At 56.0% G+C, this 20,634-nt stretch carries 17 protein-coding genes; 13 read left to right on the plus strand and 4 right to left on the minus strand.

The window, feature by feature from the left end; all coding sequences use genetic code 11:
• Positions 1 to 41: 41 nt before the first annotated feature.
• The 11 genes from ACQUQU_RS05785 (at position 42) to ACQUQU_RS05835 (ending at position 12,228) form a co-directional block, all read left to right on the plus strand.
• Positions 42 to 689, plus strand: coding sequence for a phosphoribosylanthranilate isomerase (locus tag ACQUQU_RS05785; RefSeq protein WP_430462303.1), 648 nt, complete (start codon positions 42 to 44; stop codon positions 687 to 689).
• On the plus strand, positions 655 to 1,881 hold the full coding sequence (trpB, locus tag ACQUQU_RS05790) for a tryptophan synthase subunit beta (RefSeq protein WP_430462304.1): 1,227 nt from the start codon (positions 655 to 657) through the stop codon (positions 1,879 to 1,881). The genes ACQUQU_RS05785 and trpB overlap by 35 nt, the downstream gene beginning before the upstream one ends.
• 233 nt (positions 1,882 to 2,114) lie before the next feature.
• Positions 2,115 to 2,918, plus strand: a complete 804-nt coding sequence (trpA, locus tag ACQUQU_RS05795; protein WP_430462305.1) for a tryptophan synthase subunit alpha — start codon at positions 2,115 to 2,117, stop codon at positions 2,916 to 2,918.
• 6 nt (positions 2,919 to 2,924) lie between these two features.
• A complete protein-coding gene (folC, locus tag ACQUQU_RS05800) occupies positions 2,925 to 4,193 on the plus strand; it encodes a bifunctional tetrahydrofolate synthase/dihydrofolate synthase (RefSeq protein ID WP_430462306.1) in 1,269 nt (422 codons plus the stop codon).
• Positions 4,178 to 4,732 carry an SPOR domain-containing protein gene (locus ACQUQU_RS05805; RefSeq protein WP_430462307.1) on the plus strand — a complete coding sequence of 185 codons (555 nt, stop codon included), beginning with the start codon at positions 4,178 to 4,180 and terminating at the stop codon, positions 4,730 to 4,732. The genes folC and ACQUQU_RS05805 overlap by 16 nt, the downstream gene beginning before the upstream one ends.
• Before the next feature lie 133 nt (positions 4,733 to 4,865).
• Positions 4,866 to 5,360 carry a CvpA family protein gene (locus ACQUQU_RS05810; RefSeq protein ID WP_430462308.1) on the plus strand — a complete coding sequence of 165 codons (495 nt, stop codon included), beginning with the start codon at positions 4,866 to 4,868 and terminating at the stop codon, positions 5,358 to 5,360.
• 25 nt (positions 5,361 to 5,385) lie between these two features.
• On the plus strand, positions 5,386 to 6,906 hold the full coding sequence (gene purF / locus ACQUQU_RS05815) for an amidophosphoribosyltransferase (RefSeq protein ID WP_430462309.1): 1,521 nt from the start codon (positions 5,386 to 5,388) through the stop codon (positions 6,904 to 6,906).
• 14 nt (positions 6,907 to 6,920) lie between these two features.
• Positions 6,921 to 8,132: an O-succinylhomoserine sulfhydrylase gene (locus tag ACQUQU_RS05820; protein ID WP_430462310.1), complete on the plus strand. Its 1,212-nt coding sequence runs from the start codon at positions 6,921 to 6,923 to the stop codon at positions 8,130 to 8,132.
• 150 nt (positions 8,133 to 8,282) lie between these two features.
• The gene (locus tag ACQUQU_RS05825) at positions 8,283 to 9,206 is read left to right on the plus strand and encodes an AAA family ATPase (RefSeq protein WP_430462311.1); all 924 of its coding nucleotides are present in this window, start codon (positions 8,283 to 8,285) and stop codon (positions 9,204 to 9,206) included.
• Positions 9,206 to 10,207 (plus strand): DUF58 domain-containing protein, encoded by a 1,002-nt coding sequence (locus ACQUQU_RS05830; RefSeq protein WP_430462312.1) that lies wholly within the window; start codon positions 9,206 to 9,208, stop codon positions 10,205 to 10,207. The genes ACQUQU_RS05825 and ACQUQU_RS05830 overlap by 1 nt, the downstream gene beginning before the upstream one ends.
• Positions 10,208 to 10,299: 92 nt before the next feature.
• A complete protein-coding gene (locus ACQUQU_RS05835; protein ID WP_430462313.1) occupies positions 10,300 to 12,228 on the plus strand; it encodes a transglutaminase TgpA family protein in 1,929 nt (642 codons plus the stop codon).
• A 12-nt stretch (positions 12,229 to 12,240) separates the two neighbouring features.
• Here the strand turns inward: ACQUQU_RS05835 and ACQUQU_RS05840 are convergent, their stop codons facing one another.
• Entirely contained in the window at positions 12,241 to 14,259 is a 2,019-nt protein-coding gene (locus ACQUQU_RS05840) for a helix-turn-helix transcriptional regulator (protein ID WP_430462314.1), read from the minus strand.
• Positions 14,260 to 14,740: 481 nt separating this feature from the next.
• Here ACQUQU_RS05840 and ACQUQU_RS05845 point away from each other — a divergent pair, with 481 nt between their 5' ends.
• A complete protein-coding gene (locus ACQUQU_RS05845; protein ID WP_430462315.1) occupies positions 14,741 to 16,537 on the plus strand; it encodes a hypothetical protein in 1,797 nt (598 codons plus the stop codon).
• A 366-nt stretch (positions 16,538 to 16,903) separates the two neighbouring features.
• On the opposite strand, the gene ACQUQU_RS05850 is transcribed toward ACQUQU_RS05845, so the two are convergent.
• Positions 16,904 to 17,212 carry a hypothetical protein gene (locus ACQUQU_RS05850; protein WP_430462316.1) on the minus strand — a complete coding sequence of 103 codons (309 nt, stop codon included), beginning with the start codon at positions 17,210 to 17,212 and terminating at the stop codon, positions 16,904 to 16,906.
• 21 nt (positions 17,213 to 17,233) lie between these two features.
• On the opposite strand from ACQUQU_RS05850, the gene ACQUQU_RS05855 reads away from it, so the two are divergent.
• A complete protein-coding gene (locus ACQUQU_RS05855) occupies positions 17,234 to 18,985 on the plus strand; it encodes a hypothetical protein (protein WP_430462317.1) in 1,752 nt (583 codons plus the stop codon).
• Between the two features lie 253 nt (positions 18,986 to 19,238).
• On the opposite strand, the gene ACQUQU_RS05860 is transcribed toward ACQUQU_RS05855, so the two are convergent.
• Together ACQUQU_RS05860 and rsxG are read right to left on the minus strand one after the other, a co-directional pair.
• The gene (locus ACQUQU_RS05860; RefSeq protein WP_430462318.1) at positions 19,239 to 19,952 is read right to left on the minus strand and encodes an electron transport complex subunit E; all 714 of its coding nucleotides are present in this window, start codon (positions 19,950 to 19,952) and stop codon (positions 19,239 to 19,241) included.
• Between the two features lie 2 nt (positions 19,953 to 19,954).
• Positions 19,955 to 20,626 (minus strand): electron transport complex subunit RsxG, encoded by a 672-nt coding sequence (rsxG, locus tag ACQUQU_RS05865; RefSeq protein WP_430462319.1) that lies wholly within the window; start codon positions 20,624 to 20,626, stop codon positions 19,955 to 19,957.
• Positions 20,627 to 20,634: the final 8 nt, after the last annotated feature.

Raw genomic sequence — 20,634 nt, forward strand, 5'->3', positions numbered from 1 at the left:
CCCTGATACACTGCCGGCCAACCTGAACGCCGGAAGCTGTTATGACTGTCGCCAAGCGCCGAACCCGAATCAAAATTTGTGGCCTGACCCGGGCTGAAGACGCCGTCGCTGTGGTCAATGCCGGTGCCGATGCCGTTGGTCTGGTGTTTTATCCACCCAGTCCGCGCGCCGTGGATATCGAAGCGGCGAAGGCCGTAATTGCTGCAGTGCCTGCTTTTGTCACCGTGACAGCTCTGTTCGTCGATCCGACGGCTGGCGAGGTGCAAAAGGTGCTGGATAGCGTTAGAATCGATCTCATCCAGTTTCACGGCAACGAAGACGATGACTTCTGCAGCCAGTTCAACCGTCCCTACATCAAAGCCATCCGTGTCCGGCAAGCGTCGGATGTGGTGGCGTCGTGCGTGCGCTTCCCAGGCGCACTGGCAATTCTCCTAGACAGCTACAAACCGGGCGTTCCCGGCGGTACTGGCGAGACCTTTGACTGGTCGCTGGTACCGGATGAATTACCTAAACCTGTTATTCTTGCCGGTGGTCTGACCACTGAAAACCTTGCTCTCGGTATGCAGACAGTGAAGCCTTTTGCGGTGGACGTCAGCGGCGGGGTAGAGGCCAGTAGGGGCATTAAAGACCACGGCAAAATCATTGAATTTGTAAATGAGGTGTACCGTGTCGACCAAAACTCCATTTGATCTCGACCTGCCGGATGCGCGTGGCCACTTTGGTATCCACGGCGGCCGTTTCGTGTCTGAAACCCTGACCGCCGCACTGGAAGAACTGACTGATGTTTATACCAAACTGCGCGACGACCCAGATTTTCAGGCGGCCTTCGATAAAGACCTGGCCCACTACGTTGGCCGTCCATCACCGCTGTATTTTGCCGAGCGTCTGACCGCACATGCCGGCGGTGCTCAGATCTGGCTGAAGCGCGAAGACCTGAACCACACCGGCGCGCATAAGGTAAACAACACCATTGGTCAGGCGCTGCTGGCGAAATTCATGGGCAAAAAGAAAGTCATCGCCGAAACCGGTGCCGGCCAGCACGGTGTTGCCACCGCGACTGTTGCCGCGCGTTTTGGTCTTGAGTGCAAAGTGTTCATGGGTTCAACCGACGTTGAGCGCCAGAAGCTGAACGTATACCGCATGAAACTGCTGGGCGCGGAAGTCGAATCCGTAACGTCAGGCACCAAAACCCTGAAAGACGCCATGAACGAAGCCATGCGTCACTGGGTGACTCATGTGGATGACACTTTCTACATTATCGGTACGGCAGCGGGCCCGCACCCGTACCCTATGCTGGTGCGTGATTTCCAGAGTGTGATCGGCCGTGAAGTACAGCGTCAGAGTCAGGAGCAGATCGGGCGTCAGCCGGATGCTCTGGTCGCCTGCGTTGGCGGCGGTTCTAACGCCATTGGTCTGTTCTACCCGTACATCAAGCATCCTGATGTGGCTATGTACGGCGTTGAAGCCGGTGGTCTGGGTCTGGACGGTGATCAGCACGCTGCACCGCTGAGCAAAGGCCGTCCGGGCGTTCTGCACGGCAACCGTACTTACCTGATGGAAGACGAAAACGGCCAGATTATGGGCACGCATTCCATTTCCGCCGGTTTGGATTACCCGGGCGTTGGTCCAGAACACAGCTGGCTGAAAGACGTGGGTCGCGCCAACTATGTGGCGGCTACCGACGACGAAGCGCTGGACGCTTTCCATAAGCTGACTCAGCTCGAGGGCATTATGCCGGCGCTGGAGTCTTCCCATGCCGTGGCCTATGCGATGAAGCTCGCGGCGACTATGGACAAAGACAAAGTGATCGTGGTGAACCTGTCGGGCCGTGGCGATAAAGACATCCATACTATCGCTGCCCTTGATGGCGTCACCGCCTAAAGCGATCGGAGCTACTGCGCTCGAAGCTACGGCGTTAAGAAACAGCTCAAGATGCTCATGTAGGTTAACTACACTCCGCTCTTTCGCTGTTTCTTGCCTTGTATCTTCATCGCTCGTAACGCTCCGGGAAGCATAGGCCTTCGCGACGCTCCGGGGTGCTTTAGCGCCGGAAGTAAAAAAGATTAATCGGCATGGCTTAAAAGCCGGGCTGAAACCGAATTCAGGAGACTGAGATGTCCCGTATTAAAACTGCATTTGCAACGCTGGAAGCCAAAGGCAAAAAAGCCCTGATTCCTTACATCACCGCAGGTGATCCGCAGAAAGAAGCCACTGTGCCTATGATGCACGCTCTGGTGCAGGCCGGTGCCGACATCATCGAGCTGGGTGTGCCGTTTTCCGACCCTATGGCCGATGGCCCGACCATTCAGCTGGCCTGTGAGCGTGCCCTGGAGCACAACACCTCACTGCGTGACGTGCTTTCCATGGTTGTCGAGTTCCGTAAAACCGACAGTACAACTCCGGTCGTGCTGATGGGTTATCTGAACCCGGTAGAGCGCATGGGTTACGACACCTTCGCCGCCAACGCGGTAGAGGCGGGTGTGGATGGCGTACTGCTGGTTGACCTGCCACCGGAAGAAGCGGTGGATGTGGCTCAGTATTTCACTTCCCGCGATCTGGATATGATTTACCTGATCGCACCGACCACCACCGACACGCGTATCGAAGCCATCGGTAAAGCCGGCAGTGGTTATGTTTACTACGTGTCGCTGAAAGGCGTGACCGGCTCGAAAGCGCTGGATGTGGACGATGTCGCACGCAATCTGGCACGCATCCGCAAACACGTGTCCATTCCGGTGGGTGTGGGCTTCGGCATCAGTAATGGTGAAACCGCAGCCGCCGTGGGCAAGGTATGTGATGGTGTGATCGTAGGTTCGGCCATCGTCAACCTGATCGCAGCCAATACCGCCGACACGGCTGCCGCCCGTGATGCCGTATCGGCGCTGGTCGGCAGCATGCGCACTGCGCTGGACGCCTGATCGGTTATGACCTTCGCGCCTGAAACCGCAACCCTCGCACAGTGGTTGCAACGACTGGAATCCCTGCATCCGACCGAAATTGAACTTGGTCTGGAGCGGGTGAAGTCCGTTGGCCGCAGACTCAACTGTCTGCGGCCAGCCCCTCTGGTCATTCTGGTGGGTGGCACCAATGGCAAGGGCACAACCTCGGCCTTGCTGGCTGCTTTGTTGCGCGCCCAGGGGCTGAAGGTTGGTGTGTATTGTTCACCTCACATTCACCGGTATAACGAGCGAGTGACGGTGGATGGGGCAGAAGTGTCGGACGAGCAGCTGTGCGCCAGCTTTCGTGCCGTGGAAGCCGTGCGCGGCGACACAAGCCTGACCTATTTCGAATTCGGTACGCTGTCTGCGCTGTGGTGCTTCGCTGAGCAGAACGTTGATGCCTGTGTGCTGGAAATCGGTCTGGGTGGGCGTCTCGATGCGGTCAACATGGTAGAACCGGATGTGTCGGTGGTCACCAGTATTGGCCTTGACCATCAGGCGTGGCTGGGCAATACCCTGAATGAAATTGCCTACGAAAAAGTCAGCATTGCACGCTCTGGGCAATACCTGATCTGCGGGCAACCTAATCCGCCGGAGCGGGCCCGGGCGACGGCCGATGCCATCGGCGCGCGCTGGCTGGCGCGCGGAGAAGATTTCTCCGTCGAGTCGCTCGACAGTGGGCTCAGCGTGCGCTTTACGCACAACAAGGGTCAGGTGTTCTGGCACTTACCGCACGCTCAGATTCCTTACCACAATGTGGCGACAGCCATTCAGACGCTGGCGGCCATTGGACGATTGCCGGATGAAACCACGGTGGCGGATGTGGTCAAAGGCTTGCGGGTACCGGGACGGCTGCAGACCTTTGTGCGTGAGCGGGAAGGGCGCACGCTGCGTTTGACGCTCGACGTGGCGCATAACGAACAGGCGGCGGAATACATTGGCCGGGCATTGCAGCAGGTGGATGGCATTATTCTCGGCATGCTGGCCGATAAAGACGCCGCCGCCGTGGCACGGGTATTACCCTCAGCCGACCAGTTGTTGCTGGTGACGCTGAACTGCCCGCGGGGGCTGACTGCAGAGGCGCTGGCCAATAAGGCTGGGTTCGGTCAGCCGGTGCAGCAGTTTGACGATGTCGCGGCGGCGATGCAGCGCCTGCCGGACGAAGGGCACTGGCTGGTATGCGGATCTTTCTATACCGTAGAGGCCGCCATGGAAGTGATCAAAGCGGAGTCTGATTCTTGGAACAGCATCTGAAAAAACGCATTCTCGGTGCCTTTGTCACCGTGATTGCCATCGCCATCGCGCTGCCCATCGTCCTCGACGGTTCGCGCAGCCAGATCGGTCTGACCAGCGATATGCCACCGATTCCGGAAACACCGGACTGGGCCTACGTCGAAGACGAGCGCAAAGTGCGCATCGAGCTTGAGCAGCTGGATTCCGGTGAAGCGGCCGAGCAGATTGCAGTGCCTGAAAGCGAGATCGTGGAGCAGAACGCACCGCTGCCCCCGGGCGCCAAAATGGATCGCACCAGCCTCGACAGTGCGAACATTCCCTACGCCTGGACACTGCAGCTGGGCGCGTTCTCCGATGACAAAAACGCCTATGCGCTGCGCGATAAGCTGCGCGATAAGGGCTATAAGGCCTATACCCAGAAGTTTCCGCAGGACACTCTGACCCGCGTGTACGTTGGGCCTGAAGTACAGCGCAGCGAAATTGAAGCCCTGCAGAAGAAGCTGCAGGCAGAACTGAAACAGCAGGACATTCCGGTTAAGCGCTATCGCGCTGAATCCTGATCAATCCTGCAACCAAAGCCGGTCAATCTGAACTCCGCCTGTCCATTGTGCGGCGGGGGCAAAAGTCCGGCTTTCCTCAACGGGCCGCTTTGGTATACTGCGCGCTTTCTGAAACTCTGTCCCGGGGCGGTCAATGGCGGTAATTGATTGGGTGATACTGGCGGTCCTCGCGGTATCGGGTCTGATCAGTCTCAAGCGCGGCTTTGTCAAAGAAGCGCTGTCTCTCGCCAGCTGGATCGCGGCCTTTATTATTGCCCGTCTGTTCAGCGGCAATCTCGCGACACTGCTGACCGGCGTGGTCGAAACCAATTCTGTCCGCTGGATTGTGGCCTTCGTTATTCTTTTCGCCGGCACTGTCACTATTGGCGCTATGATCAATCATCTGATTGGTGAAATGGTGCGTCTGACGGGCCTCGGCGGCACCGACCGCGTGTTCGGCATGGTATTTGGTCTGATCCGGGGTCTGGTGATTCTGGTGGCGATTGTTTACGGATTACAGTTCACCTTGGTCCCGCAGGACGCCTGGTGGCAGGAGTCCATCTTTATTCCCCATCTGACGACACTGGCCGACTGGGCACGCAAGACTTTGCCCGGTGCGGCCGATCAGGTGTTGTCATACACACAATAGTCTGTTTGTTTGAGGTTTAACGCGCATGTGCGGAATAGTGGGTATCGTTGGAAAATCCCATGTTAATCAGGCCATCTACGATGCCCTGACAGTGTTGCAACATCGCGGCCAGGACGCTGCCGGTATCGTAACCAGCTACGAAGACAAACTTTACCTGCGTAAAGACAACGGTCTGGTCAGTGATGTGTTCCGCACCCGTCACATGCAGCGTCTGGTGGGCAACATGGGCATCGGCCATGTGCGTTACCCGACTGCCGGCAGCTCCAGTTCCGCAGAAGCGCAGCCTTTCTACGTGAACTCACCGTACGGCATTACGCTGGCCCACAACGGTAACCTGACCAATACCGAACAGCTGGCCAAGGACATCTACCGCGAAGACCTGCGCCACATCAACACCACCTCAGATTCTGAAGTTCTGCTCAACGTGTTTGCTCACGAACTGCAGGAACAGAAGCAACTGATCCCGACGCCGGAAGCTATCTTCACCGCGGTGACCAATGTGCACGAGCGCGCCCGCGGTGGTTACGCTGTGGTTGCCCTGATCAGCGGTTATGGTCTGGTGGCATTCCGCGACCCGCACGGTATCCGCCCGGTGGTGTTTGGCCGTCGTGAAACCGACAACGGTCCTGAATTTATGGTGGCCTCTGAGTCGGTAGCGCTGGACGCGCTGGGCTTCAAACTGGAGCGCGATATTGCTCCGGGCGAAGCCATCGTCATCACCGAAAAAGGCGAGCTGTTTACGCATCAGTGTTCCGCCAACAGCAAACTGGCGCCGTGCATTTTTGAATACGTGTACTTCGCCCGTCCGGATTCTGTGATGGACGGTATTGCCGTGTACAAAGCCCGTCTGCGCATGGGTGAGAAACTTGCCGATAAAATCAAACGCGAGCGTCCGGACCATGACATCGACGTGGTGATTCCAATTCCGGATACCAGCCGTTCTTCGGCGCTGGAACTGGCCAATCAGCTGGGCGTGAAATACCGCGAAGGTTTTATCAAGAACCGTTACATCGGCCGTACCTTCATCATGCCGGGTCAGCACCTGCGTAAGAAGTCTGTGAAGCAGAAACTGAACGCGCTGGATCTGGAATTCCGCGGTAAAAACGTGTTGCTGGTCGACGACTCCATCGTGCGCGGCACCACCTGCGAGCAGATCATTGAAATGGCCCGCGAAGCCGGCGCCAATAAAGTGTATTTCGCCTCGGCCGCACCGGCGGTGCGTTATCCGAACGTGTACGGCATCGACATGCCGGCGAAAGAAGAATTTATCGCCCATAACCGCACTACCGAAGAAATCGCCGCTGAAATCGGCGCCGACTGGCTGATCTATCAGGAGCTCGACGATCTGATCGACGCCTGCCTGACCGGCAGCAAGTCGGAAGCCACGCTGTTCGATTGCTCTGTGTTTACCGGTGAATACGTGACCGGCGATATCGATGACGCCTATTTTGCCCGTCTGTCTGCAGCCCGTAACGACGCCTCCAAAGGCAAGCGTGCGGCGGTGGAGAACGTGGCCATTGACCTGCACAACGAATCAGAATCCTGATAAGGCAAACTGCGATGGATTTTTCTGAATTTAACGATCGCTATCAGTCCGATCTCGACGACTGCGCATTTGAAACACTGGCCGTGCGTGCCGGTCAGGTGCGCACCCACGAGTGTGAACATTCGGAAGCCATTTTTCCGACCAGCAGCTACGTGTTCAATTCGGCGGCCGAAGCCGCAGCGCGCTTCGGTGGCGAGTCGGCGGGTAACGTGTATTCGCGTTACACCAACCCGACCGTGCGCACCTTTGAACAGCGTCTGGCCGCTCTGGAAGATGGTGAAGCCTGTGCGGCAACCTCAAGCGGTATGGCGGCTATTTATGCGGTGGTGATTGCCAATCTGAAAGCCGGTGATCACCTGCTGTGTTCCGCCAGTGTGTTCGGCAGCACCATAGTGCTGTTCGAGAAATACCTGCGTAAATTCAATATCGATATTGATTACGTCGACCTGCTCGACCTGAACGACTGGAAAAGCAAAGTTCGTCCGACCACCAAAATGCTGTTCCTTGAGTCGCCGTCGAACCCATTGAACGACGTTGCCGATCTGGCAGGCATCGCTGCCATTGCCAAAGCCGCTGGCGCTCTGTTTGTGGTCGACAACTGCTTCTGCACACCGGCGGGTCAGCAACCGCTGAAGCTGGGTGCTGATCTGGTGGTGCATTCCGCTACCAAATACATCGACGGTCAGGGCCGTTGTGTCGGCGGTGCCGTGGTTGGCAGCAAAGCCTTGATTGAACCCATTATCGGCGTGCTGCGTTCAGCAGGCCCGACCATGAGTCCGTTCAACGCCTGGGTGTTCCTCAAGGGACTGGAAACACTGGCACTGCGTATGCGCGTGCACAGCGAAAATGCTCTGGAACTGGCTCAGTGGCTGGCTCAGCATCCGAAAGTGGCGACAGTGAATTACTGTGGCCTGACGGATCATCCGGGTCACGAGCTGGCAAAAAGGCAGCAGCGTCTGTTTGGCGGTGTGCTGTCCTTTGAAGTGAAGGGCGGACGTGAGGAAGCCTGGAAGGTGGTGGATGCAACCCGCATGATTTCCATCACGGCCAATCTGGGCGACGCCAAAACCACCATCACCCATCCGGGCACCACAACGCACGGTCGTCTGAGTGAAGACGAACGCAAAAAAGCCGGCATTTCTCAGGCTCTGTTGCGCGTGGCTGTAGGGCTCGAGCATATCGACGACATTAAACGCGATCTGGCCCGGGGCCTCGACGCGCTGTAAATGTCGGTACAAAAGAAGGAGGCCCCGGCCTCCTTTTTTTATGCCTGCAACCCAGGGTTTGTGACGTCTTTACAATCCTTGTCGTTCTGACTTTTGCCTCTGACCCGCCTGCCTGTATGCTGACGTTTTGGTTTTTCAGGAAGTTACCGGATGTCCGCCATTGAACGGGTGCTGCAACAACTTAACGCCGTTATTCTGGGCAAAGAGGATCAGGTCAAACTCGCCTTAAGCTGCCTGCTGGCCCGCGGCCATTTGCTGATCGAAGACTTACCCGGCATGGGCAAAACGACCCTGTCCCATGCACTGTCGGCGGTGCTCGGTCTGGAATACAAACGCATTCAGTTCACCTCCGATCTGCTGCCGGCAGATATTCTCGGCGTCAGCATATTTGAGCGCGAAGCCGGCACCGAACTGGGCCGTTTCCGGTTTCACCCGGGCCCGGTGTTCAGTCAGGTTTTGCTGGCTGACGAAATTAACCGCGCGACTCCTAAGGCACAGAGTGCCCTGCTGGAAGCCATGGAAGAAGGGCAGGTGACAGTCGAAGGGGAAACCCGGCCGCTGCCACAGCCGTTTTTTGTGATTGCCACCCAGAACCCGGTATCACAGTCCGGAACGTTTCCACTGCCGGAATCCCAGCTCGACCGTTTTTTAATGCGCATTCATCTGGGTTACCCGGATGAGCGTGCCGAACGTGAATTACTGGAAGGCCGCGACCGCCGTAAAATGGCCGGTGAGCTGGAGCCGGTGCTGAGCACGGCCGAGCTGGTCAGCTTGCAGCAGCAGGTGGATGAGGTGCAGGCGTCGGCCAGCGTGCTCGATTATCTGCAACGCATCATTGCCTTCACCCGCTACGACGGCGGTTATCAGTTTGGTCTGTCGCCGCGCGGGGCGCTGGCCCTGTTACGCAGCGCCAAAGCCTGGGCGCTGGTCAGCGAAGGGCGCAAGCATTTGCTGCCGGAAGATATTCAGGCCGTGCTGGCGGCCGTGGTGGATCATCGTCTGGCCGAAGCCGCCGAGGGCGGTTCTCACGTTGTTTCACAACGCATTCTGCGTTCGGTTCCGGTTCTGGTCTGATGGCGTTAAAACAGGCTTACCGGACCCGCTGGAAGCGCTGGCTCGACCGGCGTATCCCGCCGGCCAGTCAGGTGCAGCTGAGTCACCGCTCGATTTTTATTCTGCCCACCCGCACCGGCTTTCTGTTCCTGCTGCTGTTGCTGTTGCTGCTGGTGACGGCCATTAACTATCAGAACAGCCTGATTTACGGTCTTACTTTCTGGCTGTTCAGCGTGGGGTTAAGTGCCATGCTGTTTACCTTCCGTAATCTGGCCGGGCTCACTCTGGGGGCCGGACACAGTACACCGGTCTTTGCCGGGGAAACCGTCGGGCTGCCGGTGCGTCTCACGGCACAGAAATCCCGCTGGCATGAAGCGCTGGAAATTGGCTTTCCACAAAACACTCAGGTGGTCGACGACGCCTGTGACAGTCAGGTGAGTAAAACCCTGACCCTGAGCTTTAAAACAGCCAAACGCGGCTGGCTGAATCCGGGACGGCTGCGCCTCGACAGCCGCTTTCCTCTGGGCTTATTCAACGCCTGGACCTGGGTGGCACTCGATTTTAAGGGGCTGGTGTATCCCAAACCGGAATACGTACCCTTTGTCTTCGCTGCCGGTGAATCCGGAGAGCATCTGGCCGGCGCGCCGTCTCTGGAATCCGGGCAGCAGGATTTTCAGGGGCTGCGTCCGTATCAGGCCGGAGATTCCCTTAAGCGCATTGCCTGGAAGCAACTGGCACGTGGCAAGGGACTGGTGAGCAAAGATTTCGATCATGACGAAGGCGCGACCTGCTGGCTCGACTGGGAGGTTCTGGCGCCCATGCCGGTGGAAACCCGCTTGTCGCGTCTGACGGGCTGGGTGTTGCAGGCCCATCAGCGCAACTGGCGCTACGGCCTGCGCCTGCCCGGTGTGCAGCTGGCGCCGGACAATTCTGAAATTCACCGCGATCAGTGTCTGAAAGCGCTGGCGCTGTACGGCATGGACGATGGAAACCGGGATAGCCACACAGGGGCGCGCGCATGAAGGACGTACAGATTCCGCGTACTTCGTTGCTGTGGCTGCTGGGCGCTGCGGTGGCGGCCATGTTGCCCCACGCCCAGCATCTGCCGTTGTGGATGTGGGGGCTGGCGGCCTTTGTACTGGGCTGGCGCTGGCTGACGCATGTGGGGCGCCTGTCGTACCCGTCGCGCAGCGTAAAAGCCGTGGCTGTAGTGCTGGCCACCTTGGCGGTGGTGACGGCTTTTGGCCGCAGTCTGTCACTGGAGAGTGCCACGGCCTTTCTGCTGGCTGCGGCCATGCTCAAATTGCTGGAAATGCGTTATCAACGTGACGCGTATGTCGTGATTTTCTTAAGCTTCTTCATTCTTAGTCTGGCCTTTCTCTTTGATCAGGGCATTTTGTCTGCGGCTTATGGCGTATTTTCTGTCTGGCTGCTGATATGCGCACTGATGGCCGTCCACCGTAATTCGCACAGCCCATTTATCGTTGGCCGGACAGCCCAGAAGCGATTGGCAAAGGGTTCTGCGTTTGTACTGCTCGGGTCCTTGCCAATGATGTTGGTGCTTTACTTATTGTTCCCTCGTTTGGCCCCTTTGTGGGGGTTCAATCTTCAGTCTGAAGAAGCGAAGACCGGTTTATCGGAAATTCTGGCACCTGGTGATATTGCAAAGTTGGGGCAGTCGGATGAGTTAGCATTTCGGGTCAGTTTTGAGAATAACCAGTTGCCGCCGAGGAGCTTGTTGTATTGGCGTGCCCTTATTCTGGATGCCTATGACGGACGTAACTGGAAACCTTCATTTCTTGTTCCAGAAGTCCGCTGGTACCCGGCCGGAAGGGCATTTGACGCAGCAGATGATCGCGTAATCCGATACGACGTCATTCAAGAAGCCACCGGTGCAAGCTGGTTATTTGCGCTGAGAGGCATGAGTTCAATGGAAGAGCGTATGGGCGTCAGCGCTGATGATCGCTTAGTAAACCGCCGTCCAGTGTTTAATCGCCTGCGCTATCGCGTTGAATCCAGGCCTGATCTGAAACTGGATTCTGATCATCTAACACGGTTGGAAAGGGACCAATATGTTCAATTTCCCCTCAGTTCGAACCCTCAGGCACAGCAATACGCCGCGCAATTGCGCCAGCGTTTCAGTGACGATGCCGGGCTGCTGAGTTTTCTGATGCAGGAATTTAACCGGCAGGCGTTTTATTACACCCTGCGCCCGCCGGCGCTCGGCGACAATGACATCGACGAATTTCTGTTCAGCACCCGCCGTGGTTTTTGCGCCCATTACGCCGGCGCGTTTGTTTTTCTCGCGCGTGCGGCCGGTATTCCCGCCCGAATGGTGACCGGCTATCAGGGCGGCGAATGGAATGGCGAAGAGCATTATCTGACGGTGCGTCAGTACGACGCCCACGCCTGGACAGAAGCCTGGTTACCGGGGCAGGGTTGGGTGCGCTTTGATCCGACCGCCATGGTGGCGCCTAACCGCATTGCTTATGGGCTGGAAGAGGCGGTGCGGGAAGAGGGCAGCTTCCTCGAAAAATCTCCATTTTCTGTGCAGAAATTCAAAGGCCTGAATCTGCTTAACGAGCTGAGGATGCAGTTCGACAGCCTTAATTATTATTGGCAGCGCTGGGTGTTGTCATACGACGGGCAGAGGCAGAAAAATTTCCTGACGAATGTGATCGGACTCAGTGATTACGAAAATGCCCTGTATTTTCTGGGCAGCAGTTTTGCGGTGTTTTTCCTCTCGGTGTCGCTGATTTTCTGGTGGCGTAACCGGCCTGCACCTGTGTCGCCCTTTATGAAAGCGTGGAATGCATTGCAGGTGCGGGGAACGGTTGCGGGTGTGCCTGTGCTGTCTGGCGAAACCAGTGCGAATTATTTGCAGCGGCTGGCGCAGCAGTGCCCGCAACAGGCGGATGACATTCGTGCCTTATCGCAGGCCATTAATGCGGCGTTGTACGAAACGAACGGTGTGGTGTCACCAGCGCTGTTGCGCCGGATACGCACACTGAAGCCCAGAGTCGCCAGATCATCTGTGGGATAAACAGTGCGCCGTCTAGAGCCTGAGATCGGTCAGCAAAAAATGAATCAGCTGAATCTGGCTGCTGACCGCCAGCTTCTGGAAACAGGTGATCATGGTGTTGCGGGCGGTGTTAAAACGGATATTCATCGCCAGCGCCGTTTCTTCCAATGTCAGGCCCTGCATCAGATTCAGACACAATTCCGCCTGACGCCGTGACAGGCGGTAGCGCACCATCAGCGCGACCGGGCAGTCGACACTCTTACGCGCGACCAACAGTGCCATGGGTTCCTGCTGGTCCTGACCGGCCTGTACCGGGATCACCCAAATAGCCTCCGCGTTGTCGCCCTCGCCTAGTGTAAGAAAGCTGGTCGGCTGTCCGGCCATCTGAAACACAGGAAAGCAGGCGCGGTGAATACTGGCTTCCAACCGGTTCTGCAGCTGGCGGTCGCGGCAATGCAATCGTTGCTGGGCGGGCAACATCCAGTTCTGGTTGCTGAGCCAGCGTTCGCCGTGGCGGTTGGCGAATTTCAGTTCGCACTGGGCATTCACCAGCAGCAGGGGCCGTTCGGTCTGCTGCAGAATGTCCATAAAGGTCTGACACTGATTCTGTTGCTGGGCAAATATCGGTGACAGCCTTACGTATTCTGCAAAATGCGGACGCAGCCGGCTTAAAAAGGTTTCGTTAAATTCATTGAATGCGCCCTGGGTGCGCCCGCGCTGAAACGTGATTTTCAGAATATATCCATCGTCCATCCGGAAGCCTGTACCGATGGCGTGCACCACATCATTCGGACTTCCCCAGTCGGCATAAAATTCGGTGTTGGAATAGTCCGCAAGCTTCATGATCCGGTCGGAGGCGGTAAAGTCGGCTTCGAGTAAATTGCGCGCGTACGCCAGCCGCGTCCAAGGATCGACGCCAATGTAATAGTCGACATAATCCTGAATGGCCTGCTCGTCGTAGCCCAGTAAATGGGCAAAGCGCAGGTGCTTGGTTTCAATACTTTCCAGCTGAAATGACGAATAGGGCGCATCGACCAGATGGCGCAGATCATCCAGCACCGACAGTATGTCAGCAGGCTTAAGAATGGCCGCGTAAATGCGCTGAATATACTGGTTCAGCAACTCAAGAGTGTCGGGCTTCATCATGATTCCGTCGGGTGATCCCGCCATATCTTTGCCGCCAGTTGCGACTGACTTTTGATGCCCAGTACGCGGTACACGGTTTTCAGATACGAATACACAGTGCTGGTTTGCAGCGACAGCCGCCCGGCAATGTCGGCCGCAGACAGGCCAGTGCAGGCCAGTGCAGGCCAGTGCGGCGACCTTTGCCTGACGGTCACTCAAGCCAAAGGCGGTGGCAATCCAGACGCTGTCGGCCTGATCACGCAGCGGATGAATCAGCAGCAGATAACCCGCTTCGGCCGGTGGCCACTGGTCAGGGTTGCCGGGCTGATGATGCAGTTCGCAGCGCAGCAACTGGCCGGGCGTCTGCACGGAAAATAAAACCACGCCGTCGGTGGTGGCCGGCAGGTGATCCTGAATGCAGTAGTCGCCGATCAGTAGTTGCTGGCGGCGCGGGCTCTGTTGCAGAAGCGCAGCGATTTCAGCGGGCAGCGCATCCTGATCCGGTTTCAACCGGCCGCGCTCGTCCAGCGTCAGTAAATGGCAGCCGGTGCGTTGCAATAAATTCCGGCCAAGGCGGTTACGCTGGCGGCCGAGCAGATGTTGCAGACCAATATCCAGACTGCTGCGCAGACTGGGCTCGGCCCGCGCGAGCAGGGATAACAGCTGGCTGGCACAATCACCGTTGTGAAAGCCAAGGCCAATCTGCAGCTGATGATCGGGAGTTTGCCACTGACGGGTAAGGTGTTCCGGACTGAAGGTGGTGGCCGAGTCGGCACTGACCAGAACAGGATGTGAATGATTCTTTAGTGATTTTATTGTTAATTGACAGCTGTCGCTGCCGGTTGTCGCGGCCAGAGCACTGCACCACGCGTACCAATCCGGATCTTGCTCCGGCTGAATATTCAGCGCCTGAATCAGCTGTAACATCAGCTGTCCGGCGTCCAGCGAACTGACAACCACAATAGCACCACAAGCTGCGGGGACAGGGAGACTAGATGGCTCGCCTGAGTGAGGCAATAGTACAGATTGGGGTTTCTGTAGCCGCATCCCCGAATGCAATCAGACCTTGGCCATTGTCGGCCATCGGACGACAAGCGAACATCCTTGATCCGGTTTCTCTGACGTTAATTCCTCTCCACCCTGTATATCCGTACTTTCCTGTGCATTTTAAAACCGGGTTTTCGTGAACCGGTGCATGGGTTTGTTCACAGATAAAACACCGGCGACGGCATTGTCCGTCTTTTAATGGGTAATGGTGATGCAGGCTAAATACAGGCCCTGCTGCAATGGTACGGATTGGGGTGTCTGCTTAAGTAAAATGAAAAATCCGCTCTGAAAGCGACCATAGTTCTGATGTGGTCTTTTTCTGATCATGGCACCTGAATTAACCGATAACTTCAGGTTCAGCATGAAACACTATTCCTTACCTTTTCTTGCCGTTTTGCTCACTGCATGCGGCGGTGGTTCGTCCGGCGGCTCTTCAGGTGGTGACAATGGTGGTGACAAGGGGGGCGGCGAAACACCAGCGCCGGTGATCAACGTCAGCGGCATATCCGGCATCAGCTATCAGATTGGTGAGCGCTCGGGTGTTGTCCAGACCAGCGTGGGTATTCCGTATACGGCAGGCGAACAGATCAGCTTTAAATTGGGTAATCTGACACTGGCCACTGTCGACGCTAAAGAATCCATCGCCGTCGCAGAGCTGTTTCCGGCGCTGCCGGAAACAGCGCGCGATATGCGTGCTCAGTTACGTCTGGCCTATGATCTGAATGACAAGCGTCTGAGTATGCCGAACGCTCTGAAAGAATTCAGTGTAAGTGGCGTTCCTGAGCTGCATCGTACATCGAACCTGATGCTTCTGCTGGTGGCCATGGACTATGATGCGGACCCGGCCAATGGTCTGGATCTTCTCAGCGGAAACTGGGCGACAAAACTCGCTGATTTTAATGAAGACACCCTGCCACTGAATATTGATCTGCGGGATTTCGTCACGCATTACCGGACGCAGGCCTTCTCACAAACGCATAATCTGCCGATGGCTATGGATATAGCCACGCCGCTGGTTAGCCTGTATCAGCTGGCAGGTATCAGCATTGAGGCAAAACCCCTTACCAACTATGACACCGTTAATGTGACGCCGCCGACCAACGGTGAAATCGCATTCAACAGTGACATGCAGGTGGCGCAGATTAAAGAAGTCACCACCAATACCCGTACCACCCAATATACGTACGATTCTGCAGGTCATGTGACACGCGAGCTGCGGGAAACGGATCTGGGTAACAACGACAGCATCGACAGTTCCAGAGAATACATCCGCACGTATTCAGTCTTCGGTGCTCTGTCGACACTGGACTGGAAAGACCGGGATATTAATGGTGACCTGACCCGGCACTCACGTAAGGAAACGGCTGCGCTCAACGACGCTTTGCTGGCCACTCGCACCGTATCAACGGATCAGCTGGACAACACGGCGGACTATTCCGTCGATGAGTTTTCTTACAATACTTCAGGGCTGATGACGCAACGCGACTATCTGGAATATGACAGTTCAGATGCATTACTGAACGAGCAACCACGCGCACGTTACCAGTACGAACAGGATGTTCTGACGCAATGGACCGACTACGCGTATTCGGGCTCTGATTTATCGACGACGACCACTCAGACCTATACCACCAGTGTCGATGCAGGCACCAGGGTTACGACGGTGGAAGGTGTGTATCGCAATGCCAGCAATGAAGTCCTGGGCGAGAGCTACCGTTACGCGGAAACCTTTACGGATGGCCGTCTGACACAAGCGGACTACACCCAGTTTTCCGGTGATATAGGCAGCAGCGTTATTGCGACGAAGGCGATTGTCTACGAATACGACACTCAGGGGCGACTGGCCAGCTGTACCTGGCAGGATCAGGACGGGCGCAAAGGCAGAAAGCGTTACGTTTACGGTCAGTACGGTGTGCTCAATGAAATTACCGGTGAAACCTATGACAGCGAGCTGAGTGCATTTCAGGACGACGGCGAAGATCGTCTGTTTACCTACGGAGACGATGGCGAGCTGACGTTTGAATCGAGCTTCAGTATGGGCTTTACCTACGGTGATGAAAATGCCGCTGATGGTGTTGCTTATCTGATCCATGAATTACAGGTACTGGATAATCAGGTCGGCCGTTCTAACGACAGCTGTTACTTCTTCTGGTTCTGAACCTGCAGTTTCACGCTGAAGTGACTTACCCCGAAGCGGTCGAGTCGTTCAACGGGCAGGTTACTTCAGCCAGTGGGCAGAGGCTGTTCCCGGAATCAGACTTTGCCCGTTTGATTATTCTGAATAACGACCATGATATCTGGCTTCACTGATATTAAATTTCAGTATTTCTGTATTGCATCAATGACGAATTGAAATCCCGTGATGCCATGTCATTGGATTGAAAACGAGGTCATCGTCTTATGACGGTATTGCCTTTATTTGATCATTGCTCAGCGAAATGGAATTGGATTACAGCGGATGCTCAGATATCGACAAATAGAGAGATGAATGATGTCCAATAAAAATGTCTGTCTGATGATATTGCTAACGGCTTTTCTGACGGCTTGCGGCGGTGGTGCTGGTGGCGGTTCCGACGTTGATGGTGGTGGTAACGGCGGCGATGGTAGCGGCGGCGATGGTAACGGCGGCGATGGTAACGGCGGCGATGGTAACGGCGGCGATGGTAACGGCGGCGATGGTAACGGCGGCGATGGTAACGGCGGCGATGGTAACGGCGGCGATGGTAACGGCGGCGATGGTAATGGCGGCGATGGTAATGGCGGCGATGGTAATGGCGGCGATGGTAATGGCGGCGAAACGCCGGTCCGAACCTTCGGTGTACTGACGCTGCAAGCACAATCACCTATCACCGGAGTGCATTATTCCTCCGCCAGTTTTTCGGGGCTTACCGATGCATCTGGTCAGTTCGAATACAAGGCTGGCGAACAAATCACCTTTGCCTTGGGGAATATTCCTTTGGGTGAGGTGTCTGCCGTTGCGCAGATTCCACTTTATACGCTCCTGAGCAGTCGTTACTCGCTGCCTCAGAGTGAGCGTGAATTACGTTCGGCGTTGCGTGCACCATCATACAGTGCCGTATATTCGCAGTTGCAGGACAAGCAGGAGCGTATATGGCAATCCTCGGCCGGTGATGTTCATCAGGTCGCCAATACGGTACGCCTTTTGTTATCGCTGGACTCTGATCGTGATGCCAGCAATGGCCTGGATTTGATAACCGGCAACTGGAACACCGTGCTGGGCACTGAATTGGGATTGGACCTGACGATTCCACTGGAGTCGTTTGCTGAGCAAAAAAGCATTCTGCAACTGCAGCAGCAAGAGACACTGCCATCTCTGGCAATGCGCCCATCCGATTCACTGTCACTCTTGTATGCCAGTGCTGGTGTTGATTTGCCGGCACAGGTTCGTCTGGGCGGCCGCCCCGGTGTAGGAACAACCGTCTGGGATTACGAATACAGTACCGCAGGGGAGGTTGTTGCCATTAACACCACGGTCAGTGGCGGAGCCAGTCGTACAGAAAAAGCATACGATTCGTCAGGCAACCTGACGCGCTATCAGCATGCCAGTGGCGCCGATCACGACAGCTACAACAATCTGGATGAATTGGTCGTGACCTATAACGCTTTTGGAATGCGCAGCAGTGAGACGACGACCAAGACAGTCAATAACGTGACGACGCGTGAAACGCTGAAGGAATACGCCTATCTGGATGATCGTGTGCGTCTGAGTGAAGTCACAGAGTCAATCAATGGCAATGCCAATGTGGATCGGATTTTTGAATTTCGGTCTGCTGACCGTTACACCTACAACAGTAACGGCGATCTCTCGCAGGTGTCGTTGTTTGAACTGGCGGATACCGAGTCGGAAAAAAGCCGTTCAGTGCTTACGTACAATAGTGAGGGGCTGGAGCGGATCAATGATTACTACTATTCGATGGATCCGGTTAAAACACGAGTGTCGGATTTCTGGGCCAGCACCAGGGAGGATGGTTCCAGCGTATACAGCTCGCGGATTGAGGGGGATGACGATGAAATGCCCGGAACCGCTCAGTACTACAGCGAGCTGACCGAGACAGTCGATACCCTGGGCCGCTTGATTGAACGTAAAGTGGCGATCACGCCGAAATCCGGTAATAACGCCATCCGTGTGTATAAAGTGCTGTACGAATACGATGACTCAGGGCGCTTCAGCCGCTGTGAAATTTCCGGGTTTCTGAGCGAGTATTACGCCAATCAGGGTGCTCCTAAATATTATGCTGAAGAGCAAGAGGCCAGCTATCTCAATGGTTTGCTGACGGAGGTGGTAACCCGTCGCGATACAACGGGGGATGGTGCTACCGATACTGAAACCGCAACGGCTTATTCACTGGGCGATGATGGCGAATTACTGTCCTACGGTTACGTTGGTGAAGGGCAGCTGCCTGTAAAAGTGTTTACCTATGGTCAGCTGACCGACCGAGCGTTAACTGCAGCGGACGGCGTGCGTTATCTGGTCGAGGATTATCTTGAAAATAAGCGCTCGCCATTGGATAAATCGGCGGTTGCCGAGCCAGGTCGCCGTGCCGGTGACCACTGTTATATCAACCCGTTCCGCTTCAGCAACTGATAGGGTCAGAGAGCGGATACGTCAGTTGATTTATCCGCTCCTGCGATACACGGCGATGCATCCGGCGCAGACCCGTAAGGCTTTACCGGCGTTTGTGAGGACTGACTTTTCTTAAGGAATTAAGTCATTCAGGAACAGGCACTGCCGCACAGCGGGTATCGCCGGTGGCCAGACTTTTTGCTCTGAATAAAATAAAAAACACCGCTCAGGCGGTGTTTTTTTATTGGTCGGGGCGATGCCTTCAGCGCTTATGTCAGCTGATCTTGCCGGTTACCCGCACACGCTTGGTACCGGTTTCGACCGGTGTCTTAGCAGCCGCTGCTCTTTCTTTCAGTTTGCCGTCAATCACGTTTTTCAGCGCAATTAACAGGCCCATAGCCATAAAGGCACCGGGCGGCAGAATGGCAAAGAGAAAATCCGGGTAATCGTTCACCAGTTCAATTTTCCAGTGCACGGCGTCCGGGCCAAACAGCAATTGCATGTTCGAGAAAATAAAGCCCTGACCCAGAATTTCACGCATCGCACCGAGCAGGCACAGTACCACGGTAAATCCGAGTGACATCATAAAACCGTCGACCACCGCCGGCAGAATCGGGTTTTTACAGGCGAATGAGTCGGCGCGGCCGAGGATGATGCAGTTGGTCACGATCAGCGGAATAAAAATGCCGAGCACTTCGTACAGTTCGTAGGTGAAGGCCTGCATGATGAGTTCAGCGACGGTCACGAACGACGCAATGATCATCACGAAGGCCGGCAGACGCACGGCATCGGGCACATGATTACGGATCAGGGATACCGAGAAGTTCGAGCCCACCAGTACCATCATAGTGGCCAGACCCAATCCCATGGCGTTCACCACAGAACCGGTTACCGCCAGCAGCGGGCACAGACCGAGCAGCTGCACCAGCGCCGGGTTGTTGTTCCACAGGCCGTCGAGGCTGATTTCACGCAGGGTTTTTGTTGCCATCATTATTCTCCGCTTTCGCCGACGGAAGAGGGCTCTACCAGGCGGCTGCCCAGCAGCTGATCTTTGTGTTGGGCAAAAAATTTCTGCGCCAGTTTAACGGCTTTTACCACAGCACGCGGGGTAATGGTGGCGCCGGTGAACTGGTCAAAGGCGCCGCCGTCTTTTTTAACGGCCCAGTTTTCTTCACCCGGGTTATCCAGACTTTTACCGGCAAAGCCCAATACCCATTCTGATTTTTTCAGGTCAATTTTGTCGCCCAGACCCGGGGTTTCACGGTGTTCGGTGACGCGCACACCGGCCAGAGTGCCGTCGGCGTGAATGCCGACCAGCAGTTTAATGGCGGTGGTGTAACCGTCGGGTGCGACGACCGGCAGAATAACCGTGGTGACGTTACCTTGCTGACGCGCCAGATAAATACGGTCTTTTTCGCTCAGCGGCCCCAGCATCTGCTGATTAAAGCGGCTGTCGACCGGCAGTGTGTCTTCCAGCAGGTCGTTGTCGTAACTGCCGACCGGCACCAGCTCGTTCAGGGCGCGGGCCTGCGCCATGCGGATATTGTGTTCGATGCGGTCGGCGGTGGTGACCTGAGCCACGGCAATCGCGCCGGCGGTGACCAGTGCGAATAACCCAAGACCTACGGCGTTGCGGCGGATGGAAGCGATTAAATCCTGCATGGTCCGTC

This window comes from Thalassolituus sp. LLYu03, from assembly GCF_050507655.1.
In the GTDB taxonomy this organism is placed as follows: domain Bacteria; phylum Pseudomonadota; class Gammaproteobacteria; order Pseudomonadales; family Oceanobacteraceae; genus Venatoribacter.

Excerpts from the sequence above, each read along its gene's own strand:
- ACQUQU_RS05785 (WP_430462303.1), top strand. The coding sequence starts at position 42 with ATGACTGTCGCCAAGCGCCGAACCCGAATCAAAATTTGTGGCCTGACC.
- trpB (WP_430462304.1), top strand. The coding sequence starts at position 655 with ATGAGGTGTACCGTGTCGACCAAAACTCCATTTGATCTCGACCTGCCG.
- trpA (WP_430462305.1), top strand. The coding sequence starts at position 2,115 with ATGTCCCGTATTAAAACTGCATTTGCAACGCTGGAAGCCAAAGGCAAA.
- folC (WP_430462306.1), top strand. The coding sequence starts at position 2,925 with ATGACCTTCGCGCCTGAAACCGCAACCCTCGCACAGTGGTTGCAACGA.
- ACQUQU_RS05810 (WP_430462308.1), top strand. The coding sequence starts at position 4,866 with ATGGCGGTAATTGATTGGGTGATACTGGCGGTCCTCGCGGTATCGGGT.
- purF (WP_430462309.1), top strand. The coding sequence starts at position 5,386 with ATGTGCGGAATAGTGGGTATCGTTGGAAAATCCCATGTTAATCAGGCC.
- ACQUQU_RS05820 (WP_430462310.1), top strand. The coding sequence starts at position 6,921 with ATGGATTTTTCTGAATTTAACGATCGCTATCAGTCCGATCTCGACGAC.
- ACQUQU_RS05825 (WP_430462311.1), top strand. The coding sequence starts at position 8,283 with ATGTCCGCCATTGAACGGGTGCTGCAACAACTTAACGCCGTTATTCTG.
- ACQUQU_RS05830 (WP_430462312.1), top strand. The coding sequence starts at position 9,206 with ATGGCGTTAAAACAGGCTTACCGGACCCGCTGGAAGCGCTGGCTCGAC.
- ACQUQU_RS05835 (WP_430462313.1), top strand. The coding sequence starts at position 10,300 with ATGTGGGGGCTGGCGGCCTTTGTACTGGGCTGGCGCTGGCTGACGCAT.
- ACQUQU_RS05840 (WP_430462314.1), bottom strand. The coding sequence starts at position 14,259 with ATGTTACAGCTGATTCAGGCGCTGAATATTCAGCCGGAGCAAGATCCG.
- ACQUQU_RS05845 (WP_430462315.1), top strand. The coding sequence starts at position 14,741 with ATGAAACACTATTCCTTACCTTTTCTTGCCGTTTTGCTCACTGCATGC.
- ACQUQU_RS05860 (WP_430462318.1), bottom strand. The coding sequence starts at position 19,952 with ATGGCAACAAAAACCCTGCGTGAAATCAGCCTCGACGGCCTGTGGAAC.
- rsxG (WP_430462319.1), bottom strand. The coding sequence starts at position 20,626 with ATGCAGGATTTAATCGCTTCCATCCGCCGCAACGCCGTAGGTCTTGGG.